Below are 23,918 nucleotides of genomic sequence, written 5' to 3' on the forward strand. Positions count from 1 at the left end.
ATACTTCTAAATTCATTTATCTTAGATTCTTTAAAATTAAAATTCTCATTTATATTTGTAATTGATGCTTTATAAACTATATGTGAATAAGTATAATCTTCTTCTACAATACTTAATTCGACATTCAATATGTCTTCATTGGTAAAGTAACTTACTGTTTCTGCACCTGCTAATTGTAAATCTTCTAATAATTTAGAGCGATTACCTACATTGTCCATTCTACTAATTCTATCTTGTATTGGTTCTTCAAATATTAATTCTAACGAATTACTTACTGAAAAATCTTTAATTAAGTTAATTGATTGCGAGTATATTTTTACTAATGAACTATTTCTTAATTCTAAGTCAATAATACTCTTAGAATTATCATCAATATTAATTTCATTTTTTTCAACTATAACATTTTTCATATCATTATTATTTTCATTTCTTTGTTCAGTATTAACTCCACTTTCCATAGTATTAACAGCATCTTCTTTATAACATCCAGATAATAATAAGCTTAATACTAAAAGAATTAAAAATTTTCCTATTTTCATACTACACCTACTTCCATAAACTTACTTTTATATAAATTATACACAACATTTGATTATTTTCAATATAATTGTTTACAAATTGTAACTAAAAACATTCTTTATATATGTAATACAAAACATTAGGAGGTATATATGAATAATAAAGAATTAAGTCAAATTGGACTTGAAGAAAAAATGGAAAATGCTAAAAAACTAAGACTTAGCAAACTAAAAGAAATAGGAATTAATAGTGAAAAAGAATTAGAATCTATTATACATGATGAAAAGTTTAGTGTAAAAAATAGACTTTCTAATCTAGCTAAAAGAAGAGAGATTTCATTAGATTCTGTAGATCTTAATGAAATAGGGGCTATTCCTGAAAATGAAAAATCTGAAAAATTTAAAGCATACGAAAAACTTATGAATGAATCATTACCTAAAACCGAAATATCAAGTCTTTCTGCTACAGATGGCGTTTATGTAGTCAATAGGAGTGGAAGAACTCTCTATACTGTTAGTGGTCAACCATTGTATCACAAAGAAGTTTGTGTAAAATTTCCTTCAGGAGGAAAAATATATATGATGAGAACTAATGGTACTATGGGATATGAGTACTTAAATTCAACTGATGCTTCTGATAATAACTTTAGAAAGTTTTCTGATATGATATGGATGGCCCATGTTTTATACTATTGTTTACGTTGTAGGGGAAGTAAAGTTGATTTACATGATTATAATGGAAATTATTTTGGTTATATAGATTATGAAGATGATGTCTCTGAGAGATACAATCCTAATGGACCATATTATCATGCTGCGAATTCAAATCCTTTGTTAATGTCTATATATGGTTATTCTGTGTACGGTGTATATCATCGATTTGATGGGTTTGTTAATACGAAGCTTAATATAGCTACAGGTATGGATAGCCTAGCTGTTTATGGAGATCCGTCAAAATTATAATTTCACTAAAAGTATCTTTAGTGAGTCATGTACCACCCTCATTGGGTGGTTTTCCCATTTCACACCTTTTACCAGCTATCCCGTGAACGGGTCAATATATTCCTTCATACTAATTTGTTCTGCTATTTGATCTTCTTGAATTTGATTCTAAATATATTTTGCAATTGCAATTTTATTTCTTTCTACTGTATCAACGTAATATTCTCTCCACCCAAAATATCTATTTCCATACTTATATTTTAAACTCGCAAATCTATCAAAAATCATTAAACTGCTTTTTCCTTTTAATATTAACATGAATTTTGATACACTCATTTTCAGTGGAATAGTAAACAACATATGTATATGAACAGGATAAGTATTCGCTTCGATTATTTCCAAGCCTTGTCTTATACATATAGTTCTTAATATTTTCCAAATTTCCGCCTTATATTTTACATATAGTATTTGCCTTCTATATTTTGGTGCAAATACTATATGATATTGATACCTCCATCTTGTGTGTGATAAGCTTTCTATGTCGTTACCCATACGATACACCTCCTATGATTAATTTGTTTTACGATTGTCAGTCGTTGCAATTATATCATGAGAATTTTTTATGTGCAGAGCTTAAGCCATTTTATACACCCGGCATGGCCAGTGGTTTTCAATACAATAAAAAAAGTCAATGATCATAAATCATTGACTTTTTAACTATACATGCCTTTTGCTTTAGTCATTTCAAAACTATTCATTAAACTTTGAAATATTTCAGTTTGATTTAACCCTTGTTCATCAGCAAATTCTCTAAATTTTTGTAGGTCTTCCTCACCCCATCTAAAAGATACTGCTTTAATTTCATTACTCATATTTCTCATTTCCTTTCAAAATCATTTTATTTATTTTGTATTTGTTATGTATTACTATGTATTTTATAAGTCATACATATATTTAAATATATTTTTTACTTTATATCAATCATTTTTACCATTATTTAAAATTATTTTATTAAAAGTATCTTTACTGAAATCGCAGTTTACTATTTTATAAATAAATCCCTATATATCTTTTGAAAGGAGTGATTTTATGAATAGTGAATTATTTAATTTTTTAACAACTCAAGGAGTTTTTGCTTTATTATTTGGATATCTTCTACTTTATGTTTTAAAACAAAATCAAATAAGAGAAGAAAACTATCAAAATATAATAAAGCAGCTTAGTAATACATTACCTGAAATTCAAAGTGATCTTGAAGATATAAAAAAGCAGATATTTAAATAATTAAATATCTGTTTTTTTATTATTTATTTAAATATATACCCTTTAATTTTTTTAGTGCCCTATTTTTACTTTGATTAACTGCTTGACGCGATATTTTCATAAAATCAGCTACTTCATTTACTGATAAATAATACACATATAATAATTTCATTATATAGGATTCTTTTTCAGTTAAGACTTTAAATGTATCAAGCATTTCAAATTCTGATTCAAATCCTTCATATGCTATTTCTATATCTAAATTTAATTCTGATTCATTAAGTATTATTTTTCTATTTTTCTTTGATAGTCTTATATATTCATTTCTTATTGACTTAGCTATATATGCTACTACAACTTTATCTTTACATAAATCCTTATTATGTAGTTTTACTTTATTTAAAACCCTGATTAAATGTATTACAATATCTTGCTTTGTATCTTCTCCATCTAGTAATCTAGAATACTTATTTATTAATGGATTAAATATCTCAATAATATCTAATAAAGCTTCATTATTCCCTTCTCTATAGTCTACTACCTTTTCTAATATACTATTGTCCATATATCTCACCCCTCACATAATATATATACAAACACTTGTTCTTTTGTAAACATAACTTTTAAAAATTTTCCATTTTTATTTTTGTAGTTTACGAATTTAAAGAATTTACCTTTATAATTAATGACTAGTCATTCAAGCCGGCAATCTCAATAAAAAGGAGTGTTTTTTTTGGCAGAGAAAATAATTAATAAGTATGCAGAAGATGGTATATGTTACCCAAATACGACTTTAAATATAAGAAGTATGCCTTGTGCAACAACAGGAGAGGTTTTGGACCAGTATTATGAAGGAGAAAGTGTTATATATGATTACGTCGTTATAACTGACCAATATGTCTGGATAAGTTGGCTTAGCAGTGGAGGTAATAGAAGAGTATACATGGCGGTTAAAGAACAAGCTACAGGAGAAAGGCTTGGACTTTGTACTGATATTCCTATAGGCTCTGGAGGAAATCAAGGTGCCGAAGTGATAAGTAATGAATATGCAGAAGATGGTATATGTTATCCTAATAGAACAATAAATATAAGAAGTATACCATGCGCAACAACAGGAATTATATTAGACCAATACTATGAAGGTGAGAGTGTTATATATGACTATGTTATTATAACTGACCAATATGTTTGGATAAGTTGGATTTCTGCGGGTGGTAGAAGAGTTTATATGGTTGTTAAAGAACAAGCTACAGGAGAAAGATATGCACTTATCACTGATGTTCCTGGAGGTGGTTCTGGTAGTTCTGGCGCTGCTGAAAAAAGAGTTAAAGAGTATTCGGAAACAGGAATTTGTTACCCAAGTATGACTTTAAATATAAGAACTGTACCATGTACAGTTACAGGAGAAATTTTAGACCAATATTATGACGGCGAGAGTGTTGTATATGATTATGTGGTTATAACTGACCAACACGTATGGATAAGTTGGACTAGTGCTGGAAGTGGTAGAAGAGTTTATATGGCTGTTAAAGATCAAACAACAGGAGAAAGATTTGGCTTTTGTACTGATATTCCTGGTAGCGGTGGTTCAGCAGGAGGAGGAGCTCCAATGCCTGGTGTAAAGAAAGTATTTATAGATCCAGGTCATGGAGGAAGTGATCCAGGAGCAGCTGGACATGGACTAAAAGAAGATGAGATAGTACTTAATATTGCTAAGAAATTAGGAAACTTATTAACTAGCAAAGGAATTGCTGTTAAATATTCCAGAACATCTGATGTCTATGTAGACTTAGCAGAAAGATCTAGGCTAGCTAATGAATGGGAGGCAGACCTTTTTGTGTCAGTTCATGCAAACGCATTTAATGGAAGCTCATACGGAACAGAATGTTATACGCATCCAGGTGATTCTTCAGAAGCTAAACAGTTATCTGCTAATGTAGCTAGCACTATATCATCTAAATTAGGTTTATATAATAGAGGTCACAAAGAAGCTGATTTTGCAGTGCTTAGATTGGCAAAAATGCCTGCAATTTTAATAGAAACTGCATTTATTGATAACGAAAAAGAGGCTATCATATTAAAAGAAAAAGCAGATGATTTTGCTAACGCTATTTATAAAGCAATAACAGGATCTGATACAGACAGCACTCCACCTTTAGATTATAGTGAATTGTTTCAAGGTGATTATTTACAAAGCATTATAGATAACTCATGGTTACTTAATCAGATGGCATTTGAATATAAAAGTGAAAAATTTATTGCTAAAGGTATACCTAAAATGGTTTCATTCGATCCTACTGTGATTGTCCGTACAGAAATTGAAAGAACATCAAAAATAGGAAATGGAGATCATACTCTGACATATGATGGAACTTCTACATTAGCAGCAAATATAATGGGTAAATATACTGGTAGTGATATAAATATAAATTTTGATGTAGATGATTTAAAAGATATGCTCAAAATGGCAGGAGTAGTTGTTCCAGTAGGAGAATATCTTACAATAGCTGCTAAGCCAATTGGAGTATATGGTGTTGAAATAACTGCTGAATATCAAATTGGCAAACATCTTCTTCCAGAAAAATTTAAAAATCACCCTGTATATGTACGTGTTGTAATCACTATTTTTAAAAATATAAGACTTGGCAGACTCTATCTTCCATTATATACCAGTAAAGAAGTATATCAAATAGAATCTGAAGCAGGTGTAGATTGGAACAAAATTGCTAAGGTTGGAGGAGACATAATTGAGGGAATAGTAGTAGCAGCTGTATTGACCGCAGTTATTATTACTATTGGAGCAGCAATAACTTCTGGTGTTGGCGCAGGAGCTGGTGTTGCGGCCGCATCAGCAGGAGTAAATGCACTATCGTATATGTTTGTCCATTAAATATATCTTAACAATCAAATATACTGAAAATTAATTTTTTTAAATTATACCTAACAAATTACATTTTAATAATTTGTTAGGTCTTTTATATTACAGAATAAAGATATTTAATCCAATAACAATATATGGTAAAATATCTATTGAAAAGAAAAGATTATTATAAGGAGGAATTAATATGTTTGAAACTAGTGGAATATTAAATGAGGAGGCTCTAAAAGAGTCAAAAATACATGTGATAAGCTCTAAAAGAAGGAAGTTTTTTATAATATGTTCTATTGTATTTAGTTTATTAGGATTATTATCAATTGTTTTAGGGGTAGCAATTTCTGATATATCCTATATAGTAAAAGGAGTTTTTTTTGAAGTTTTAGCTATTATTTCAATTTGGGTTATTTTTTATGTTCAAAACATATTTCAAAAAAAAATATAGAAATGATAAAAGAATTTTCTAAGGAAAATAGTTTTAAAATTAAAACTATTTTCAATGAAGATGGAGCAGTTATAAATAATTTAACTACATCATCTAAAGTTGAAATAAAATACGAATCTTTTGTAAGATTTGAAGAAACCTCTAATATGTATCTTTTGATTACAAGATCTGGTCAGCAAAGCTTTATATTTAAAAAATGTTTAAATGATGAAGAAATAAATTCTTTTAAAGATTTTATTAAAGAGAAATGTAAAAATATAAAATGGGATAGTAGATAAATTTGTTTTACACAAACTTATCTACTATCCCATTTTTAGCGGAATTGAGTGTTTTTTCATATTTTATTGTTTATATTTTTAGTTAGTGTTTCAACCTTTAATTCCTTCTTTTGTCTAATATATATTAATAATCTGTGGTTTTATAATCAGCGCTATAACTTTATTTTTTAGCTTTTAATACATCTAGTAATTCTAATCATTTCTATTTTATAAAATAATATACATTTAATATTAAATATAAATTTATAATATCTCCATTATATTAAAAATAAAATTCATATTGCAGCTAAATTTATTAATACTAATACAAGAAATTTTATAGCTAAATCTATTACTCAAATATACGTCCAATTTTCTACATAGTTCCTATAGCCTCTATTAGCCACTCATCTGAACCTCTTAATTTCACAACAAAAAATTCTTTCTTTGTCTCTCCATTTTTAACAGGTTCTATTTCATCATTTATAAACTTAATATCATACTTCACTTCATATATTTTTAATTTTTCTACATTTAATTTTTTTTGCTTTAATAAAATACTAATTATATAATTTTCATATTGAAGTTTGTCGGTTACTAAATTAATTTCTAATAAATTAATATAATCTAAATTAAACAATCTACGCTTAGAAGAATTTTTTTCTAATGGTACGAAATATGACGATATTTTATCTTCATCCTTTTCATTCATATATTTAAAAAAATTATTTATAACTTCTTTAGCTTCTAAAGAATCTTCTAATATATTTGAATTTTCTATGATAATATCTGAATCTGTCTTTTTAATATCTTCCTTATTCCTTTTACAAGATATTAATGATATACCAAATACAGATATTAATACTAAAACACTTATTCTTAAAAAAAATTTCTTATTCATTATCAACAACCCCTTTCATTATTACAATACCATATTTTTTAATAAGTTGTATATATTTAACATAAATGGTATCATATTATTATAATGTTAATAACAGGAGGCTATTTTATGAAAAAATTTTTATCAATCTTATTATTTTTAACAGTAATAATATCTACTTTCACAATTGATACTGTTAAAGCAGACACGACAGATGAAAAAGAAATTTTATCCATCATAGAAGGATATTTATCACATTCACTTAATTTACAAAAAGATTTAAAAGTTACTAAAAATGACTATATACAACCTGATAGTAAGTTGTCGGAACTTGATCTCTTATCATCTAATTCAATGGTTAAATGGTATTCATCAACTTCAGGTCAATTTGATTGGTTTGATTTAGACTTGCAAGTAAATTCTATTGATTATTTAAGTGATTCAATAAAAGTTAATGTCGATGAGATTGTAACTGGTCAGTATGTTGGTACTGATGAAACAACAAAATATATAGTTAATCATACATTGTATCTTAAAAATTATAATAATCAATTATTAGTTGAAAAAGATATAACAACAGTAGAATCTTCTAATAGCAACTTAGATGAAATTATTTCTGATGCTGATTATAATAAATATATTGATCAAAAAATAGAAATAGAAAAAAACAAAGTATTAAATTTAGATTCTGAAATAAAAAAAATAAATAGCTATACAGAAAATGATACTTCTAAAAAAGAGCAAGCTCTTGCAGTTAGTTTTGGAAATTACAATAGATATTTAGCTAAACAATATGCTATAGATACTGCATTTGCTAAAGAAGATTATCCTGAGTATGATTGCACTAATTATGTTTCCAAGGCATTACGCTATGGTGGATTGCCTACTGATGGAACATGGTATCCAGGATCTTATGCGTGGATACAAGTTATTTCATTAAGGGATTATTTAACTTCTTCTGGAAGAGCCATTCAAAACTATATGACTTTAACTTCGTCAGACTTAGGTGATATTATACAACTTTATAATTCATCTGAGGGATATTGGAGCCATTCTGTTATAATAACAGGCGTCCTTGGTAGTTCTCGTTTAGTATCAGCTCACTCTTATGCAGCCCAAAATGTTCTTTTTTCAACATATTATCCAGGTAAGACATTTTACTCAAACTATAGAGTTCTACACATTACCTATTAAGTAGACTATTATATTTTAAGTTTATAAATTAGATAATTTACTAAATGAATTTTTTTCAAAATACAATGTATAATATAAAAACCCTATTCCCATAATTAAAGTTATGGAAATAGGGTTTTAAATTTATTTAAATGAAATATATTATTTGTTAATTATTTTATGAATTAATCCTACAGAACAAGAATATATTTGCGCTATTTCCTTGAATACGATACATTTTAATCATTTCTTTTTCTTGCTCTGAAAATTTCATTTAATGCACTTAAATTCTTTCATAAAATCACCTCCAATTCACATATTATATACTATAAAATTACTTTTATAATTTTACTTATACACAATTTTACTAAAAATATCTTTAATGAATAAAGAGGCCAATGATCATAAATCATTGGCTTTTCATATACGATAATTTCAACCTTAACTTGTAGAAACTACTACTTGTTCACTTGAAAACTACCTATATAATTATCGTAAGTGTTTTTACCCTCATCCTCTAAAAAATCTACAGAATAACTTGATGAGCCTACATAAATATGAACCTTATCATCTATACATTCAAATATAATATCTTTTGCTGAATTCTGAGTTATTGTATTATAATTATTATAATAATTTAAATCCTTAGATTTAGCTTCACCAATAATAACTACTTTAGGATTTAACTGTTTTAATATTTCTTCTGGTATCTTTCCACTATCTCTTCCATGATGTGGTGCAAACAATATATCTATCTCACAAAAACTAATATCTTCTTTTACTTTTTCTAAAAAATCACCCTCAATATCACCTAACCATAAACATGTTACTCCGTCATTTAAACTATACTTTATTATAGGTGATATATTATTAGGACTATTTCCACTTTTAACTTTTCCGAGTTCATTTTTAAATTCTTGATTGCTTGTATCTGGCCATAATACAGTTAACCCGGCTGATCCTCTTTTCTCAGAATCACTTTCATCCGACTCCATATTCATCCACTTTCTTCTACATCCCTTATAAATATAAAATGATTTTTTCTCTGAATCTCTTAATTCACAATATTTCTTAAAATCTTCTGATTCATCATCTTTAGTTGCTTTATTTTCTACACAATAAAAATTATTTATAGTCCATTTACTATCTAATTTTTTCAGTCCTCCAATATGATCATCATCTGGATGTGTTGAAATAAATCTTTTTATTCCTTTATCTTTAGACTCTTCTATAATCTCATCTATTATATTTTCATCATTTCCATCGTCTCTTAAGCAACAATCAATAACACTAAAATTATCACTTCCATGTTTTATATAAAACATATCCCCATTTCCTACAGAAAATGATTTAATTATTATACTCATATTAATTCTCCCTTTTATTAATCATTAACATTTATATCAACTCGTTTTTTTATATAATTAACTTGCTTCCTATATGACATTAAAAATAATATTAATAATATCACCAATATTAATACCTTCCATATGCTATTTAAAATAATAAACTTTTGAGATAAGTTATAATATATTTTAGTTATTATCAATATTGTAAATAATGCTATAAAAGTTCTGTACATATTATTACTTTCTGATAATACCTCAATTTTAGAATCTTTTTTTGATGCCTTTACAAAATCTTTATACTCTGCGAATTTTACATACTTAACTTTTTTTAAAACTGGCTCTATTATAACTGACCCTACACGACTAATTACCATACCACAAAAATAATAAAAGAATAAATTTCCTATTAAGTCACTATCTAACAAAGTAATATTCATGCTATATTTTAATAAATAACAAAATATAGCACCAGGTAATAAATTATTTAAAATATTATAAGATGTCAATTGCTCAAAAAACTTCTCCATTTAACTTCTCCTACTACAATCTTTTATACTATTTTATCATATAAAATACTCTATTACCTTAAAAGTCTCAGCAAACATTAAATACATAACTTAATCACATTCTCTTATAATGATTTCGCTAAAAGTTTATTTATTATTTAATTTATCAAATTCAGCTTTTAAATTATCATATTGAATTTTAAGTAAATTTTCTTTATTAATGATCTTATCTAATTCTAACTGATATTTAACTTTTTCAAATTCAAGCTTATTTTCTAAATCATAGTTAAACTTATCTGTAAGCTCTTTTCTAATACTTAATATTTCCCCCTTATATTTATCCTCAAGTAAATTTAACTCTTCTCTATGAGCCCTATTTAAAGCTTTAATTTCATTTTTATTAAGCTTTTCTATGTCTTTAATATTTTGATTTAATTCTTTGACTTCGCTTTTTAATGATTCTACTTGTGCTTTATAGAATTCTTTTATATTTTCTAAGTTTTCAATCTTAGATTGAAGGTCTGTATTACTATGTAATGCATCTGTAATTTTATTATTTAAATCATCATTTTTTAATTCTAATTCTTTATTTATATCTTTATATGATTTATATTCTGTAACTATTGAATTTAAAGTATTTATTTGTTCTTGCTGATTATTTATAATATTATTCTTTTGATCTATTTCTTTATTAACATTTTCTAATTTAACTGCTAATTCATTTGCATCCCTTAAAAATTTGGTTGCTTTTTCATTACTTGCTTCAAACTTAATCTTTAACTCTTTCTCACGACTTTGTAAATCTGCTATAGTTTTATCCTTAGTATTTAACTCCAAACTTAATGCTTCTCTTATTCTTTCCTCACTAGTTTGATTTATTACTAGAGAGTTAATAAACATGTTCATTAAAGTATTAATTGTATCTTGAAATACTTCTATTTCTTTAGCTCTATCTGTAATCATACCTTTCGCTTTAGCCATTTCAAAACTATTCATTAAACTTTGAAACATTTCAGCTTGATTTAACCCTTGTTCATCAGCAAATTCTCTAAATTTTTGTATATCTTCCTCACCTAATCTAAAAGATACTGCTTTAATTTCATTACTCATATTTCTCATTTCCTTTCAAAATTATTTTATTCGTTTTGTATCTGTCATGTATTACTTTGTATTTCACATGTCATACATAAATTTTAATGTAATTTTCTAACAAAGTCAACTTCATTTTACTACTTCATTTTAATAATTTTGCTAAATCTTCCTTAATGCAATAAAAAAGGATTCAGTTTTACTGAATCCCATTTTATTTATAATATCTTCTAGCTATTTTGCTTTTTAACTAAATCTAAGTCTAGACCTATTGCAGTTATATATTTTATAAAATTAGTTAGTGTTGGGGAATTATCCACCTTCTCCATTCTTGAAACCATTTGTTGAGTTAATCCGCTTCGTTTTGATACATCTTTTTGTGTTAAACCTAGTTCCTTTCTAACTTTAACTATTAATTGCATTACTTCATACTCTTTATTAAATTCATCAACATACTTAGCTATTTGTGGATCTTCTTTTATCATCTTATTCATCTCTTTAACACAATCAACTCTTTTAAATCCCATTATTGCACCTCCTACCTAAAAACATCCATACTTTTTAACTATATAAATATATTTATTCATGTCCATTACATTTACATTTTTATAATTTTTGAAGGGAGCTTTGTATAAGTTACCTTATACAAAGCTTTTTCCCAATTCTCTACCAAGTTCTTTTGCTCTCTCAATTGCCTTATCAAGCTCGAACTGCTCTGCTTTACCTTTTTGCTTTTTACAAGCATGCAATATATATAAGTTATCAGCATCAGCTATAACATACATCAACCTATTTTTATCAAACTTTATCTCCCAAAGCTTTTTCCTTAAAGGTCTTGTATCAAGAGTTTCTAATGCTTCTATCCCATCTATTTGTAATTTGGCTTGAATTGCAGCTGCTTCAGCTTTTTGTTTTTTAGGCAATTTATTAATATATTCGAGAATTAGGTCCTTTCCACCATTAGTTTGATATCTGTAAATGTTCACTGGCCCACTCCTTATATATTTTATTCAATTTCAAATAAAATTATACATCATTTTTGATGTATTTTCAAACATTTAATTATATTTTTTATATTTTAAACTTATTATTTTTGCTTTTAATATTTTCTTTATTAATAATTTAAGTTATATGTTATATATTAATAATTTCACTAAATCCATCTTTAATGAAAAAAGCCGATGCTCATAGAACATCGGCTAAAAAATATCCGTAATAAAATCATAAGAGAGTTACAATTAATAAAAGGAGGTTTAATACCCTCCTTTTATTAATTGTAACTCTCTATAAAATTTTCATACTCTGAAATCTTTTCTTCGCTTATTAACTTCACATAAATTTCTACTATACTTTGAATTTCATCAAGGTTAAAATTATTTAAAACTTCTTTATCATTTACCATCTCCACTATTATCTCTTGTCTTATATCCTGATTGCTTTTATTATTTACTTTCATTATTGTATCGATAAAGTCTACCTGATTTCTAATTGAATTTCCATCTGCATCCCAGTCAACATAAATATTATCCGGATTAAGTGTCTTATAACCATATCTAAGTGCAGAAATCTCTTTTCTATAATAATCCTCTACTTCACTATACTCCTCAAGGTATTCTCTCCCCTGTTCATCTACTGCTTCTATAGTCGTTTCATTTTCATTTTTAATTAAATGGCCCTCCTCTATTCCTTTTGTTAATAAACTCCCTACTACTGATATTCTTTCTTCTCTTAAATTATCCTTCTCAAGCTCTAATTCTTGTAGTTCATCCTCATATTGAGCCTTTACTTCATTAAACTTTTGATTTACACAATTTATAATTTTACTTTCAATCAATTCAATTCTCATTTTGACATCCTCCAAATTCTCCTTCAAAATCTTTACTAATATCTTTCATACCTTTTATATATTTACTTATTAATTTCTCATTAGTTAATAAATCCTCATAAAACTTCCTTAATTGATTCTTATTAAAAGTTAATGTTTTTAACATCCTTCTTTTCTCTGGTATCTTCTTTTCTAAAAAAATAATATCAATTAAATCTCTAGTCCTATTTATTAAGTCATCTTTATAAATTTCATTTTTTATCATTTGTATCATAAGTGCAAACGACTTTAAGTCACCATTAGATAAATCCTCAAAAAATTTATCAAACTTACTTTTGATATAATTATAAAAATCAGAATCATCAAAACAACTTATGTTCTGCCTTTCACAATAATCCATTATAATTTCTTCCAAAATTGCCGATGTTGCCTTACCTTTAAAAATTTCTTTCTCCTTAATAACACTAATAATAACTTCAGGCTCCTTTATAGTATTAGCTTCATAACTACTTTTTTGAAAAAAATCCTTACCCTTAGTGGATTCTTCCATTTATCTTCCCCCTTTATAGAAAACTATACTTAAATTATACAAAACTTTTTTTCAAAAATCAATTACTTCTTTGTAACTTATTTTTTAAATTCCGATTACCGTTTTTAAATGATTGTCAATTAATAACTATCCCCTCTAAAATTCTAATAGAAATGTTTATCTACCTTTTAAATGATTTCGCTAAAAGTTCATTTTGCGATAAAATTAAAAATCACGATTTTAAGCCATTTGCAGGCTATTAAAATTAATAAAATTTATAGTTTTTTGTTTAGGATAAGTAAACAAATAAAAAAAGCTTTAATTTCGCAATTGGTATTGCGAAATTAAAGCTTTTTTTTATTTAAATTATCATTTTGGCATTCACAGTAGATTTTAAATTTATCTAAATAATCTTTAGATATCTTAAATTCAAGCTTTTCTGATTTCAATAATTCAATTAATTCGTTATCTTCATCTCTTAAATGAAGATCTACATCTAAATCTTCATTTCCTATATCTCTTAATAAGGTTACTTTTATTAATTCATTAGCTGCAATATAAGAGTTAGTATATTTCAAATACTTTTCATCTAAGTTTTCTATTGCTGTTTCATTTTTCAGAATGAGATTTTTTAAATCGTCCCACTTTATACCCGTTCTCTTCATATAGATATCCAAAACCTTAGCAACTTTCTTTTCATAAATATTTTTCATTATTAACCTTCTTTCAGCTCAAAGATAATTAAACTCTTAGATAAGTATTTAATTTCTCTTCATTTTCTTCTATTCCTTCAATAATACTAACTTTCATAATGCAATATTTTATATACTCAGTCATATTAAACCCCTTTTTACGAGCTAGATAACGTACTTCTTCCTTTTCACGTTTTGTCATCCTAACTTTTAATATATCATCTTTACTCATATAGACCTCCTTTTTTGTAGTACCTTGTGGATACAACTGTGGTATTTTGTGACCACCATTGTGGTACTTTGTAGCCACATATTAACACACTTTGTTAGTCTAAATTAGTCAAAAACTGCTAGGTAATAAAATGTTTTATTAACCTTATTTTAAAACTAAGTTAATTACATTAATTTCACTTAAATCTATGCTTTTTATTTCATCATTTTTGTATCTGAAATACCTGCTAGTATCATATTCTAAAACCTTGTAATTATTAAAAGCTAAAAGTACATTTTGCGATTTAATAAACTTTTTATTATCATTATCAAGAAATAAATTCCCATCACTATCTAAATATTGACTAAGAAATTTATCTTTTTTTAATATTTCTTTTTCTATTTCTTTCAGCAGCACTGTTTCTAAATTATTTTTCCTATTGGAATCTATTGATACTATATTTAAATTGTATTTAACTCTTTGTTCTACTGGGTTAAAGTACAATTCCTTAATTATATTTTCTAAGTCTAATATTGTATATTTAAACTTACCAGATTGTATATTTTCATTATCAAAAATTAAAATATCTAAAATTAATTTTTCATTTGTTAATCTAGCTCCCTCAATATATGAGTTTTTAGATTTAAGTTTAGAAAGTATATCTCCTTCATTCTTATTTAAAAAATTAATTTGTTCATCAAAAAATCTATTTGGATCTTCAGTTAAATCTATTTTAAAATTTAATTTTTTCATTACCTTATAGATATTTCTATGTCTTATATTAATCCTTTCATCAAAACTTTTACTATTAGAAATATTATTATAAAGATTATCTAATTCTGAATTTAATTCTACCTCATTTTCTTTATTTATATAATTTCTATCTTTTATTCCTAATATTAAATAATCTAGGTGCAATAAGCTTTTTATCATGTTTCTATTTGCTGGCTTATTTATATATCCACCTTCATTTTTTTGATTTAAATATATATTAGCTTTCTTAGTTAATATATAATAGCTATTTTTGCCTATAAAATGCTTTTTAACGAAGTTTAAATCACAAAGAGCATTTATATCACTAAAGATCTTTCCTCGGCTAAATTTGCCCTTTAAAAGCAAATTTAAGTGTTCAAAAGTAATAAAGTTACCGAAATATTTTAAACATCTTAAATACCAATCATACCTTTCCTTAACTTCTATGTACTCCAGAACATTAATATTTAGCTTTATATCATCAATTATTACCTTCATGTCATCCTTGTCATAGCTTATATATTCTTTATGCATTTATCATAATCATCCTTTCACAACCTAAATTTTCTGCTGCATCTTGTTTTTCTTGAATTTCAACTTCTCCATAATTTTTAGTTATTATTTCAATAGCTATAGCTTGTCCATTGATTTGAACTAAAGCATCTACAGAGCCTCGCCTTTCCTTCACCCCTGTGAGTTCAGTCCATCTATTTATTATTTGTTCCTCATTAATCCAACATTGCCTTTGCTCATGAGTTAATTGGCAATAAACCTGGTTAAGCTTTAAATCATGATTTAGCTGCGTAGAATTGCTTCTATAGAAATAATCAATATTTGTATTCTCCTTCACATACTTAACCCCTGAAGTACCTAATTTATAATAAATTTGGTTGCCATGCTTTGTATAAGCTCTCTTTTCAACTAAATATTGATTTTTAACTAAAATATTTATTCTTTTATCATTTAATCCAAAATACTTTTTAGCATTATCTTTACTTATGATTCCTGTGTTTGCAGCAGCTTTAATTGTTTCTCCATCACGCTTAGTTATTCTTTTTATAACTTCAGATTTTCTTCCCTTTGCCATAGCCCCTCCTCAATTTATTTTTTAAATAAAAAAAGTGCAGCCAAATAAGTCTTAGATCATTTCTAAGATTCATTAACTACACATAAATATTATTACTCAAAATCTGAGCTTTTTTTATTCAATTTTATTGCTTTTATAATAGCATGATAGATTTTCTTTATCAATAACTTAGCTAAAGCTAAGTTCACCTTTGCGACTTTAGTCGCCTAGTCCCGCAGGGCAAATTACAAATAAATATAGAAAAAGAAAATAAATTATGGCGGGCCATAATTTTTTCGGTTTTTACTTAGCTTGTCTAAGTAAAATTTTCTATATGCCTTTTTTAGCGCTAGCTGAAAAAGTATTTGTAATTTGCCCTGCTACTTTTTATCTGAATTTTATTAAAAATAAAATTCAGTAAATATCAGGTTTTAGAAGTTATCTCATCTACTTTTTTTATGAATCATTCCAAATCTTTTAATTCATCAAATTTAAATTATAAGATTCAAAACATTTCTAAGAGTTTTTGTAAAGAGCTTCTAAGAGTTTCTAATAAGTTAATTATGCTCAAAATATTTATTTATAAGGATTTATAAAAACCTTTTTTGCTCTTTATTAAACAAATATCAAACTCTTTATAAAGAAAATTAATAATTTTTTTATAATCTAAATTTCCAAGGAGCTTAAAAGAGTTTCTAAAATATTTTAGAAGCTCTTTGTTTAAATAAAATCTATTAAAGCCTTTATTTATAGGACTTTAATGGATTTTAACAAACTCTTTAATATATAAATATAAAACTGTTTTTTTAATTTTTTTCAAAATTACCTAAAACTTATCTAAATTAACTAATTTCAAAGAGTCTATAAGAACTTTTATGAAGAGTTTTTCAATATTTTTAGGCGTTTTTTTTGATAAAATTTTAATGTTTTGTTGCAAATTAAATTTTAAGGAGCTTTTATTAATATCTAAAACTCTTTATTTATTCAAAATTCATCATAATCTATTTATTTATAAGAATTGTTAAAACTCTTTTTAATCAATTAATAAGGAGTTTATTAATTAATTTTAGGTCTTAAAATAGGTTAATTTTTATGTTTTATTACCTTAATAAATAATAAAGAGTTTTAGATATAAATTTAAACTCTTTATTTAAAGATTCTTTTAAAAGCCTTTACTTATAAGGCTTTCATCGATAAAAAAACTATTTAGTATATAGATATAAAACTGTCTTGTAATTTTTTATAAAGTTTCTTACAATTTATCCCCATTAAAAAAGAGCGAAAATTTTTCTATTTTAAATATAAAAAAGGCATATGCCCTAAATGTATTAACTTCTTGGAGTTATTATTTCTTCTTCTATTTCACCATAAGTAATATTTGATTTTTTAGATTCATCATTATTCCCAGTATGATATTCTAAAACCCTTTTAATAAATTCTTCTTGATCTATTTCACCCTTAGCTTTTGATCTTATAAGATCTCTTTCACCTTCAGTTAGATACATTCCTTCATGTTTTATATTACCTTCTGCCCTCTTAAGAGCTTCTTCTAAATCATAACATTTCATATGGTCCACTCCTTACTATAAACATCTAATATACATATATATTTAATTTCTCTAACACTAGGGCATATGCCCTAATTTTATTTTTGAAATAAGTTTCTATTATTAAAGGCTACTATGTCATAGTTAAAATACGAACATAGTAACTTTTATTCATTATTTTTTAAGTATTTTTCTGTTATTTCATCTATTAAGCTATTTAATAAAGTCTGATAGTTTATATGTGGAAACTGATCCTTAACCTTATCAATCTTATCCCAAACTTCTTTATATAATCTTATAGTCTTGGCAATAGGTTTATCTTTACTAGAATATATCTTTAATCCTAAATCATGTGTAACCTCTTTAGAACTATTTTGTATACAAATTATTTCTTTAAATGCTTTTTCTAGTATATCAACCTTCTTACTTAAGTCTAAAAACTCTCTATTCTCCATTAAATTGATAGGTTCATTATTAATTATTGGATTAGAAAATGTCTGTGTTACTTGCATACTAGATACTTCGGGCTTTTTAGAACCATTTTGAAACACAAATTGCCCGTTTACTTTTTTAATTTTTTTTCTAGCTAATCTTTTAGTTATAACTCTTTCATTAACATTAAAATCAATCTCTTCAATATCTTTCATTGTCCTACCTTTAAGTAACTCAAAATTAATATAGTTAATAACTTCTTCTAAACTCATATCTTCATAAACCATATAACCCCACCTTGTAACCAATTTGTATACAATAATAATATATCATGAAAGTACTATATATAAATAAAAAATAGAAATATTTTAATCTAAATAAACAACAACTTTTCTGTTGTTGTTTTATATGTTTTAGAATGTCTTTTAAGCATTGATATAACTGGGGTTAAAATTTTAAAAACGAGAAATCCGTACCTAAAAACGAGAAATTCAATATTAATATAGTTAATAACTTCCTCTAAATTCATATCTTCATAAACCATATAACCCCACCTTATAACCAATTTGTATACAATAATAATATATCATTAAAATACTATATATAAATAAAAAATAGAAATATTTTAATCTAAATAAACAACAACTTTTCTGTTGTTGTTTTATATGTTTTATATATAACTGTTTTATATGTTTTAGACACCATTAGAACCATTGATATTACTAGCTTTAAAATTTTAAATATGAGATTTGCGTACCTAAATATGAGATTTACGTACCCGTATAAAGATTAAATATGAGATTTGCGTACCCAAATATGAGATTTGCGTACCCATATAAAGATTAAATATGAGATTTACGTACCTTAATATGAGAAAGTTATTTTCATACTCATATTTGTGTGGTAAAATATTCTTGGCAGGTGATTATATGGAAAAGAACTATTTAGTAACAAAATCAAATTACTTTATTATGAACTCAAGTTACGATTTAAGTTTAGAAGAACAAAAGATAATACTTACGTTGGCTAGTATGGTTCAACCTGATGATGAAGAATTTAAACCATATAAATTTAAAATATCAGAATTTATGGAACTTTTAGGTGTTGATACAAAAACAAAATATACAGAAATTCCAAAGGTAACTAAAGAACTTATGAAGAAAGTTTTTGAAATTCAAGAAGGAGATACTCTTATTCAAACAGCTTGGTTAAGTGGGGTTAAATACAGAAAGGGGAGCGGGGAAGTTGAATTAACTTTTAGTTCATATTTAAAACCATATATGATAAAGCTTGGAAGTATGTTTACTCAATATAAATTAGCTAACATTCTAAGTATGAAAAGCAAGTATTCTCCTAGAATATATGAAATTTTAAAATGTAATGAATTTAAAAAACAAGGGTATGTAGAAATAGAAGTAGAAGAATTAAGAAAGCTTTTAAAAGCTGATAATATTTATCCGTTATATGCTGATTTTAAAAGATTTATAATAATTCAAACTCAAAAAGAATTAAATAAAATAAGTGATATAAGTTTTGATTTTGAAGAAATTAAAACTGGAAGAAAAGTAACGTCAATAAGATTTTTTATTAACTCAAATTTAAATAAAACAAAAAGAATAAGTAAAGAAACTAATACTTATGCTAATGATGAGATAGCAGCAACAGTTGTTGAAGAACTTGAAATTGATTATATTAATAAAATAAAAGCTATAATAGAAAGTTATTGTAATAAAAAAATAAGTGATAAAACAGCTATTGATTTTTATAATTTAGCTAAGAAAAACGAAATACATAAAGGTAATCCTTTAAAACTTATAACTGAGATAGCGGAATATTCAACAACTCAAAATATAAAAAATTTAAATGCTTGGTTTAAGACAATGTTAAAAGATTATGAAAAACCACTACAAAAAGTAAAACAACTTAAATTTAATAATTTTAAGGGTCGTGATTATGATTATGATGATCTTGAAAAGAAACTCTTAGGGTGGGATTAGCAAAGCTTTATACTTCTAAAATGAAGTATAAAGCTTAATTTTTTTATAATTAATTAGATTTTAAGCTTTTTATTAAATTATCAATAGCTTCTTTATCTTTTCTTTTTATAGATTTAGTACTACTAGAAATTAATTCCTTATAGCTTTTCATATAAAAGAAATCATCTCGAGTTTCAACTTCGAATTCTGGGGTATTACTATATACTTTTTCAGCAGCAATATAAAAATCAGATTTTGTTTTACTATTTTTAGTTTTTAAATTATAAGTTTTCATTGTATTTAAAGCTTTTTCTTTTTCAGATTTAACTTTAATAAATTCATTATATAAATTGAATGATCTATGCTCTGCATAGCTGTAAATAATTATTTTTATATTTTTAAACCCTAAATTTAGTTCTTTTATAGAGTTAATTTGTTTTAAATAACTATAAGCAGTTTTAAAGTTTCCAGTATCAAAAATAATAAATTCTAAAGTGTCATCCTTAATTCTAGCTATAACCTTTGATATATTATATAAATTTTCAAATACTTTCTGAACTTTTCTAATTTTAGGAATAATTTTATCTTCTATATCTTTATTTGTTTTATTAAATTTAGTTTCAGATTCATTAAGTTTAGTTTCTTTATTTGAAATATTATGTATTATTGGAATTAAGATTTTATTTAAATTTTCTTTGGCATTATTTTTTAAAAGAATTCTACTATGAATTTCATTTTTCAAATCATTTAATGACTCAAACTCTAAATTTAATTCTTTTAATCCAGTTTTAAAGGTTTTTTGAGATTTCTCTTTAATTTCCTTTTCTAGGTTAATACACTTTGAATTTAATTCTCTATATTCAGCTTCATCACTATAAGAATCAAATAAATTTAATCCATTATTAAGCTTTTGAAAATTATCATCAATTCTTTGCTTTTCAATTTTTAAATTTTGAATATCTTTTTTATAAAGATTAATTGCATCACTACTTTTTTCTAACCATGCTTCATATTTAGATTTATCTACTTTTAGATGCATTAAGAAAATATGATCTTCTATAGACTTTAAAATAGATTCTTTATCAATTAGATATTCCCCCTGTGCTAACAAATGAAATTTATATGCGGAAGATAATAGTTGCTTTTCTGTTGGGTTTTTATCTACTTTTTTAACGCTTATTCTATTCTTTTGAATATTTGAGAAATCTTCTTCACTATCTTTTAAATATAAATATTTCATTGCAGTATCAGTAAGATAGATATATTTATAGTTTTTATTTATGTTTTCCATTGCAATAAGATTATTTTCTATCATTCCATTAACTATAGTTTGTCCACTTTTTATAAATCTTTTAAATTGATCGAGAAAACAATAATTACCTGCTTTCATTATCATTTCAAGATATTCTTTATATTTAAATTCAGCAGCAACAAAACTACCTAATGAAATAATGTCATCTCTTACTATAGCTTTCATTAAAAACACTCCATTCTTGAACAACCAAGATTAGTTGCTATTTCTTGTTTAAGTTCTATTTCCGTACCAGTATAACTGGTTCCGATACTTTCAATTGCAATTAATTCTCCATTAACTTCAATTGCAGCATCAATACAAGTTTTAAGTTCTCCAGATTTTTCAGGATACATTTCATAATACTTATCTATTAGTTCTCTTTCATGTTTCCAGGTATCTCGAATAGCATCATCTAGCTTATAATAAACTTCAGTAAGCTTTATATCATGTTCAAGATGATTTGTTTGTGCAGCACAAAAGTTTGTAATTCCAAATTCTTGTCTACAGTATTCTTTTCCACCCTTATCAAGCTGAATTATAAGGTTATTTTCGCCACGAGCTATATGTTCGGAGGTTTTAATATATCCACTCTTTTCAAGCTTCTTTAGCCTATCTACACTAACCCCACAATACTCTTTAGATTGACTTGAATTACAAAGTCCAGTTTTACTAAGCTGCTTAATAAGATCTCTGTCCCTACCCGTAACAACTTTTATAGTTGACGTTTTTCTACCCCTAGCCATTATTGATTCTCCTTATAATTAGTTTTTCTTTATATATTTTTTTATCGAGTATCTCAAATTCATTACTAGTTTTTATAATTTCTACCATACATTTAAATTCATATGGCTTTATTTGTCCGTTTTTAGCCTCATAGAACGGCTTTTGAGTTTCTATAACACAAAACACCTTGGTTACACGCAAAAGCTCATATAGAACGAATTTAAGCATATTAGGCTCTATAAACATTAATACGAAGTTACATAATACTATTTCAAATGATTTATCTTCATAAGGCAAGCCATAATTTATATCCTGCTTTATAAAATTGACATTAAATTTCTTAGGTTTAGCACTAGGCTTCGGATCCAACATATCAATTCCATATAAATTTTTAAATCCTAGTTTATAAAAGAAACATAGATTCCTATAATGCCCACATCCAACATCTAGTATTTTATTATTTAAATTAAGATCCTGATGATATCTTTTTAAAAACAATAAGTTGTAATCACTATAACCTTCCTTTAAATGATTATTTATAAGAAATGACATTTCCTTCCTCCACTTTAAATAAATTTGTTTGAGAATGTTTGAAGGTGTTTAAAAGTGTTTGGAACGCAAACAATTTTAAACACTTTCAAACAAATATTAGTTATTAAGTTAATTATAAAAATATAATTCTTGCTTAAAGTGCTTCAACTTATTTAATTACTAAACAAATCCAAACACTCTTATACACTCTTATACAAGTTCAAACACTTTTGAATGATTAGGTATTTTTTATATAAATTTTCAAATGTAATTAACTTGTTTTCGAGTCGTATTTATTAAAACCAATCTTTGATTGGCTTGTTTTTGGCTATAGCCAAAAATTTTAATGAATAGCTTATGCTTCGCATAAAGCTAGACCGAAAACAAGTTAATATAGAGAATACTATTGAGCCTTCTCTATATTTGTTTAAAACAATAATGTCCATTTAAAAAGGCACATGTAAATTTATATTAATTAATATAATAATTATTTCCCCTTATTTCTTACATACATTATATCAAATATAAAACATAAATTACATCATTTGATAATAATAAAAATGATGTAATTTATGATAATATTATTCTTTCTAAAGCTCATCTTAATCTTATTCCTTTTACATCTTTAATCCAACTATTAATTATTGATTTTGCAATGCCATATTCACTACTTAGCTAAGCTAATCTCACTTCTGATTTATATAAATCTACCATAATATTATTATACTCTTAATAATATCTTCTGCCAGTACTCATAATGGACACATCTTTTCTTAACTAAACATTATTTTACTTAGTTCAATATAATGTTTCCACTACTTTATACTAATACATAATTATCAATATATATAATTCAATTCTTTAAATCTTTGGATTATATATTAGTTTATAATAGCAATTATTATTTTCTATCTTGATTGTTTCATATCTATCATCATCTATCTTATTAAAAAATATTTTATCTCCTTCTACGCTATTATTAATTATACCTTCAATATATTTATTTACCTTATCAAAACTTAATTCACTTTTTTCTATTAAC

General features: G+C 25.5%; 29 protein-coding genes and 1 pseudogene. 7 read left to right on the forward strand and 23 right to left on the reverse strand.

Going from position 1 to position 23,918, the window contains the following annotated elements:
- On the reverse strand, positions 1–539 hold a 539-nt coding region (locus A500_RS18195), incomplete at its 3' end, for a hypothetical protein (RefSeq protein ID WP_016209043.1).
- 132 nt (positions 540–671) lie between these two features.
- Here A500_RS18195 and A500_RS18200 point away from each other — a divergent pair.
- Entirely contained in the window at positions 672–1,481 is an 810-nt protein-coding gene (locus A500_RS18200) for a hypothetical protein (RefSeq protein ID WP_016209044.1), read from the forward strand.
- Between the two features lie 75 nt (positions 1,482–1,556).
- On the opposite strand, the pseudogene tnpA reads toward A500_RS18200, so the two are convergent.
- Both tnpA and A500_RS20610 read right to left on the reverse strand, forming a co-directional pair.
- A pseudogene (gene tnpA, locus A500_RS18205) lies at positions 1,557–2,012 on the reverse strand (IS200/IS605 family transposase).
- A 161-nt stretch (positions 2,013–2,173) separates the two neighbouring features.
- Positions 2,174–2,332, reverse strand: a complete 159-nt coding sequence (locus tag A500_RS20610; RefSeq protein WP_016209046.1) for a hypothetical protein — start codon at positions 2,330–2,332, stop codon at positions 2,174–2,176.
- Between the two features lie 217 nt (positions 2,333–2,549).
- On the opposite strand from A500_RS20610, the gene A500_RS18210 reads away from it, so the two are divergent.
- On the forward strand, positions 2,550–2,744 hold the full coding sequence (locus A500_RS18210) for a BhlA/UviB family holin-like peptide (protein ID WP_016209047.1): 195 nt from the start codon (positions 2,550–2,552) through the stop codon (positions 2,742–2,744).
- A 19-nt stretch (positions 2,745–2,763) separates the two neighbouring features.
- On the opposite strand, the gene A500_RS18215 is transcribed toward A500_RS18210, so the two are convergent.
- Positions 2,764–3,288: a sigma-70 family RNA polymerase sigma factor gene (locus A500_RS18215; protein ID WP_016209048.1), complete on the reverse strand. Its 525-nt coding sequence runs from the start codon at positions 3,286–3,288 to the stop codon at positions 2,764–2,766.
- A gap of 168 nt (positions 3,289–3,456) precedes the next feature.
- On the opposite strand from A500_RS18215, the gene A500_RS19775 reads away from it, so the two are divergent.
- The 3 genes from A500_RS19775 to A500_RS18230 all read left to right on the forward strand — a co-directional run bounded on the left by A500_RS19775 (position 3,457) and on the right by A500_RS18230 (position 6,321).
- On the forward strand, positions 3,457–5,613 hold the full coding sequence (locus A500_RS19775) for an N-acetylmuramoyl-L-alanine amidase (protein WP_016209049.1): 2,157 nt from the start codon (positions 3,457–3,459) through the stop codon (positions 5,611–5,613).
- A gap of 175 nt (positions 5,614–5,788) precedes the next feature.
- Positions 5,789–6,043 (forward strand): hypothetical protein, encoded by a 255-nt coding sequence (locus A500_RS18225; protein ID WP_016209050.1) that lies wholly within the window; start codon positions 5,789–5,791, stop codon positions 6,041–6,043.
- A gap of 2 nt (positions 6,044–6,045) precedes the next feature.
- Positions 6,046–6,321 carry a YcxB family protein gene (locus tag A500_RS18230; protein WP_157453703.1) on the forward strand — a complete coding sequence of 92 codons (276 nt, stop codon included), beginning with the start codon at positions 6,046–6,048 and terminating at the stop codon, positions 6,319–6,321.
- A 355-nt stretch (positions 6,322–6,676) separates the two neighbouring features.
- Here the strand turns inward: A500_RS18230 and A500_RS18235 are convergent, their stop codons facing one another.
- A complete protein-coding gene (locus A500_RS18235; protein WP_016209052.1) occupies positions 6,677–7,201 on the reverse strand; it encodes a DUF4829 domain-containing protein in 525 nt (174 codons plus the stop codon).
- Positions 7,202–7,309: 108 nt separating this feature from the next.
- Here A500_RS18235 and A500_RS18240 point away from each other — a divergent pair, with 108 nt between their 5' ends.
- Entirely contained in the window at positions 7,310–8,374 is a 1,065-nt protein-coding gene (locus A500_RS18240) for an amidase domain-containing protein (protein ID WP_016209053.1), read from the forward strand.
- A gap of 437 nt (positions 8,375–8,811) precedes the next feature.
- On the opposite strand, the gene A500_RS18245 is transcribed toward A500_RS18240, so the two are convergent.
- The 14 genes from A500_RS18245 to A500_RS20615 all read right to left on the reverse strand — a co-directional run bounded on the left by A500_RS18245 (position 8,812) and on the right by A500_RS20615 (position 18,896).
- Entirely contained in the window at positions 8,812–9,720 is a 909-nt protein-coding gene (locus tag A500_RS18245; RefSeq protein ID WP_016209054.1) for an MBL fold metallo-hydrolase, read from the reverse strand.
- A 17-nt stretch (positions 9,721–9,737) separates the two neighbouring features.
- Positions 9,738–10,229, reverse strand: coding sequence for a hypothetical protein (locus A500_RS18250; RefSeq protein WP_016209055.1), 492 nt, complete (start codon positions 10,227–10,229; stop codon positions 9,738–9,740).
- 126 nt (positions 10,230–10,355) lie between these two features.
- On the reverse strand, positions 10,356–11,318 hold the full coding sequence (locus A500_RS18255; RefSeq protein WP_016209056.1) for a coiled-coil domain-containing protein: 963 nt from the start codon (positions 11,316–11,318) through the stop codon (positions 10,356–10,358).
- Between the two features lie 209 nt (positions 11,319–11,527).
- The gene (locus A500_RS18260; RefSeq protein WP_016209057.1) at positions 11,528–11,824 is read right to left on the reverse strand and encodes a helix-turn-helix domain-containing protein; all 297 of its coding nucleotides are present in this window, start codon (positions 11,822–11,824) and stop codon (positions 11,528–11,530) included.
- Between the two features lie 114 nt (positions 11,825–11,938).
- Positions 11,939–12,283 (reverse strand): type II toxin-antitoxin system RelE/ParE family toxin, encoded by a 345-nt coding sequence (locus tag A500_RS18265; protein WP_016209058.1) that lies wholly within the window; start codon positions 12,281–12,283, stop codon positions 11,939–11,941.
- Between the two features lie 284 nt (positions 12,284–12,567).
- Positions 12,568–13,143 carry a hypothetical protein gene (locus A500_RS18270; RefSeq protein WP_016209059.1) on the reverse strand — a complete coding sequence of 192 codons (576 nt, stop codon included), beginning with the start codon at positions 13,141–13,143 and terminating at the stop codon, positions 12,568–12,570.
- Positions 13,133–13,672 (reverse strand): hypothetical protein, encoded by a 540-nt coding sequence (locus A500_RS18275; RefSeq protein WP_016209060.1) that lies wholly within the window; start codon positions 13,670–13,672, stop codon positions 13,133–13,135. The genes A500_RS18270 and A500_RS18275 overlap by 11 nt, the downstream gene beginning before the upstream one ends.
- 323 nt (positions 13,673–13,995) lie before the next feature.
- Positions 13,996–14,364, reverse strand: a complete 369-nt coding sequence (locus tag A500_RS18280) for a hypothetical protein (protein ID WP_016209061.1) — start codon at positions 14,362–14,364, stop codon at positions 13,996–13,998.
- Positions 14,365–14,392: 28 nt separating this feature from the next.
- Positions 14,393–14,575 (reverse strand): plasmid mobilization protein, encoded by a 183-nt coding sequence (locus A500_RS18285; protein WP_016209062.1) that lies wholly within the window; start codon positions 14,573–14,575, stop codon positions 14,393–14,395.
- A gap of 144 nt (positions 14,576–14,719) precedes the next feature.
- Positions 14,720–15,841: a hypothetical protein gene (locus A500_RS18290; protein WP_016209063.1), complete on the reverse strand. Its 1,122-nt coding sequence runs from the start codon at positions 15,839–15,841 to the stop codon at positions 14,720–14,722.
- Positions 15,834–16,394, reverse strand: coding sequence for a replication-relaxation family protein (locus tag A500_RS18295; RefSeq protein ID WP_016209064.1), 561 nt, complete (start codon positions 16,392–16,394; stop codon positions 15,834–15,836). Before A500_RS18295 ends, A500_RS18290 begins: the two co-directional genes overlap by 8 nt.
- Before the next feature lie 1,307 nt (positions 16,395–17,701).
- A complete protein-coding gene (locus A500_RS18300) occupies positions 17,702–17,941 on the reverse strand; it encodes an antitoxin VbhA family protein (RefSeq protein WP_016209065.1) in 240 nt (79 codons plus the stop codon).
- A gap of 146 nt (positions 17,942–18,087) precedes the next feature.
- Positions 18,088–18,639 carry a hypothetical protein gene (locus A500_RS18305; RefSeq protein WP_016209066.1) on the reverse strand — a complete coding sequence of 184 codons (552 nt, stop codon included), beginning with the start codon at positions 18,637–18,639 and terminating at the stop codon, positions 18,088–18,090.
- Positions 18,640–18,725: 86 nt separating this feature from the next.
- A complete protein-coding gene (locus A500_RS20615) occupies positions 18,726–18,896 on the reverse strand; it encodes a hypothetical protein (RefSeq protein ID WP_157453704.1) in 171 nt (56 codons plus the stop codon).
- 385 nt (positions 18,897–19,281) lie between these two features.
- On the opposite strand from A500_RS20615, the gene A500_RS18310 reads away from it, so the two are divergent.
- On the forward strand, positions 19,282–20,349 hold the full coding sequence (locus A500_RS18310; protein WP_016209067.1) for a replication initiation protein: 1,068 nt from the start codon (positions 19,282–19,284) through the stop codon (positions 20,347–20,349).
- A gap of 49 nt (positions 20,350–20,398) precedes the next feature.
- On the opposite strand, the gene A500_RS18315 is transcribed toward A500_RS18310, so the two are convergent.
- From A500_RS18315 to A500_RS20875, 4 genes are all read right to left on the reverse strand, one after another.
- Entirely contained in the window at positions 20,399–21,805 is a 1,407-nt protein-coding gene (locus A500_RS18315) for a hypothetical protein (RefSeq protein WP_016209068.1), read from the reverse strand.
- Positions 21,805–22,365 carry a hypothetical protein gene (locus A500_RS18320; protein ID WP_016209069.1) on the reverse strand — a complete coding sequence of 187 codons (561 nt, stop codon included), beginning with the start codon at positions 22,363–22,365 and terminating at the stop codon, positions 21,805–21,807. Before A500_RS18320 ends, A500_RS18315 begins: the two co-directional genes overlap by 1 nt.
- A complete protein-coding gene (locus A500_RS19780) occupies positions 22,358–22,897 on the reverse strand; it encodes a class I SAM-dependent methyltransferase (RefSeq protein WP_016209070.1) in 540 nt (179 codons plus the stop codon). Before A500_RS19780 ends, A500_RS18320 begins: the two co-directional genes overlap by 8 nt.
- Before the next feature lie 840 nt (positions 22,898–23,737).
- Positions 23,738–23,918: hypothetical protein (locus A500_RS20875; protein ID WP_040437153.1), on the reverse strand; the 181-nt coding region annotated here is incomplete at its 5' end.

Origin of the sequence: Clostridium sartagoforme AAU1 (assembly GCF_000401215.1) — a bacterium.
GTDB classification, from domain to species: domain Bacteria; phylum Bacillota; class Clostridia; order Clostridiales; family Clostridiaceae; genus Clostridium; species Clostridium sartagoforme.

Bases quoted from the DNA above. Each gene is read 5' to 3' on its own strand.
- A500_RS18285 (WP_016209062.1), bottom strand. From the start codon at position 14,575: ATGAGTAAAGATGATATATTAAAAGTTAGGATGACAAAACGTGAAAAG.
- A500_RS18295 (WP_016209064.1), bottom strand. From the start codon at position 16,394: ATGGCAAAGGGAAGAAAATCTGAAGTTATAAAAAGAATAACTAAGCGT.
- A500_RS18250 (WP_016209055.1), bottom strand. From the start codon at position 10,229: ATGGAGAAGTTTTTTGAGCAATTGACATCTTATAATATTTTAAATAAT.
- A500_RS18270 (WP_016209059.1), bottom strand. From the start codon at position 13,143: ATGAGAATTGAATTGATTGAAAGTAAAATTATAAATTGTGTAAATCAA.
- A500_RS18200 (WP_016209044.1), top strand. From the start codon at position 672: ATGAATAATAAAGAATTAAGTCAAATTGGACTTGAAGAAAAAATGGAA.
- A500_RS18305 (WP_016209066.1), bottom strand. From the start codon at position 18,639: ATGGTTTATGAAGATATGAGTTTAGAAGAAGTTATTAACTATATTAAT.
- A500_RS18310 (WP_016209067.1), top strand. From the start codon at position 19,282: ATGGAAAAGAACTATTTAGTAACAAAATCAAATTACTTTATTATGAAC.
- A500_RS18255 (WP_016209056.1), bottom strand. From the start codon at position 11,318: ATGAGTAATGAAATTAAAGCAGTATCTTTTAGATTAGGTGAGGAAGAT.
- A500_RS18210 (WP_016209047.1), top strand. From the start codon at position 2,550: ATGAATAGTGAATTATTTAATTTTTTAACAACTCAAGGAGTTTTTGCT.
- A500_RS18280 (WP_016209061.1), bottom strand. From the start codon at position 14,364: ATGAAAAATATTTATGAAAAGAAAGTTGCTAAGGTTTTGGATATCTAT.
- A500_RS18230 (WP_157453703.1), top strand. From the start codon at position 6,046: ATGATAAAAGAATTTTCTAAGGAAAATAGTTTTAAAATTAAAACTATT.
- A500_RS20615 (WP_157453704.1), bottom strand. From the start codon at position 18,896: ATGGTTTATGAAGATATGAATTTAGAGGAAGTTATTAACTATATTAAT.
- A500_RS18320 (WP_016209069.1), bottom strand. From the start codon at position 22,365: ATGGCTAGGGGTAGAAAAACGTCAACTATAAAAGTTGTTACGGGTAGG.
- A500_RS18275 (WP_016209060.1), bottom strand. From the start codon at position 13,672: ATGGAAGAATCCACTAAGGGTAAGGATTTTTTTCAAAAAAGTAGTTAT.
- A500_RS18290 (WP_016209063.1), bottom strand. From the start codon at position 15,841: ATGCATAAAGAATATATAAGCTATGACAAGGATGACATGAAGGTAATA.
- A500_RS18260 (WP_016209057.1), bottom strand. From the start codon at position 11,824: ATGGGATTTAAAAGAGTTGATTGTGTTAAAGAGATGAATAAGATGATA.
- A500_RS18300 (WP_016209065.1), bottom strand. From the start codon at position 17,941: ATGAAATGTTATGATTTAGAAGAAGCTCTTAAGAGGGCAGAAGGTAAT.
- A500_RS18315 (WP_016209068.1), bottom strand. From the start codon at position 21,805: ATGAAAGCTATAGTAAGAGATGACATTATTTCATTAGGTAGTTTTGTT.
- A500_RS20610 (WP_016209046.1), bottom strand. From the start codon at position 2,332: ATGAGTAATGAAATTAAAGCAGTATCTTTTAGATGGGGTGAGGAAGAC.
- A500_RS18215 (WP_016209048.1), bottom strand. From the start codon at position 3,288: ATGGACAATAGTATATTAGAAAAGGTAGTAGACTATAGAGAAGGGAAT.
- A500_RS18235 (WP_016209052.1), bottom strand. From the start codon at position 7,201: ATGAATAAGAAATTTTTTTTAAGAATAAGTGTTTTAGTATTAATATCT.
- A500_RS18225 (WP_016209050.1), top strand. From the start codon at position 5,789: ATGTTTGAAACTAGTGGAATATTAAATGAGGAGGCTCTAAAAGAGTCA.
- A500_RS18240 (WP_016209053.1), top strand. From the start codon at position 7,310: ATGAAAAAATTTTTATCAATCTTATTATTTTTAACAGTAATAATATCT.
- A500_RS19780 (WP_016209070.1), bottom strand. From the start codon at position 22,897: ATGTCATTTCTTATAAATAATCATTTAAAGGAAGGTTATAGTGATTAC.
- A500_RS18245 (WP_016209054.1), bottom strand. From the start codon at position 9,720: ATGAGTATAATAATTAAATCATTTTCTGTAGGAAATGGGGATATGTTT.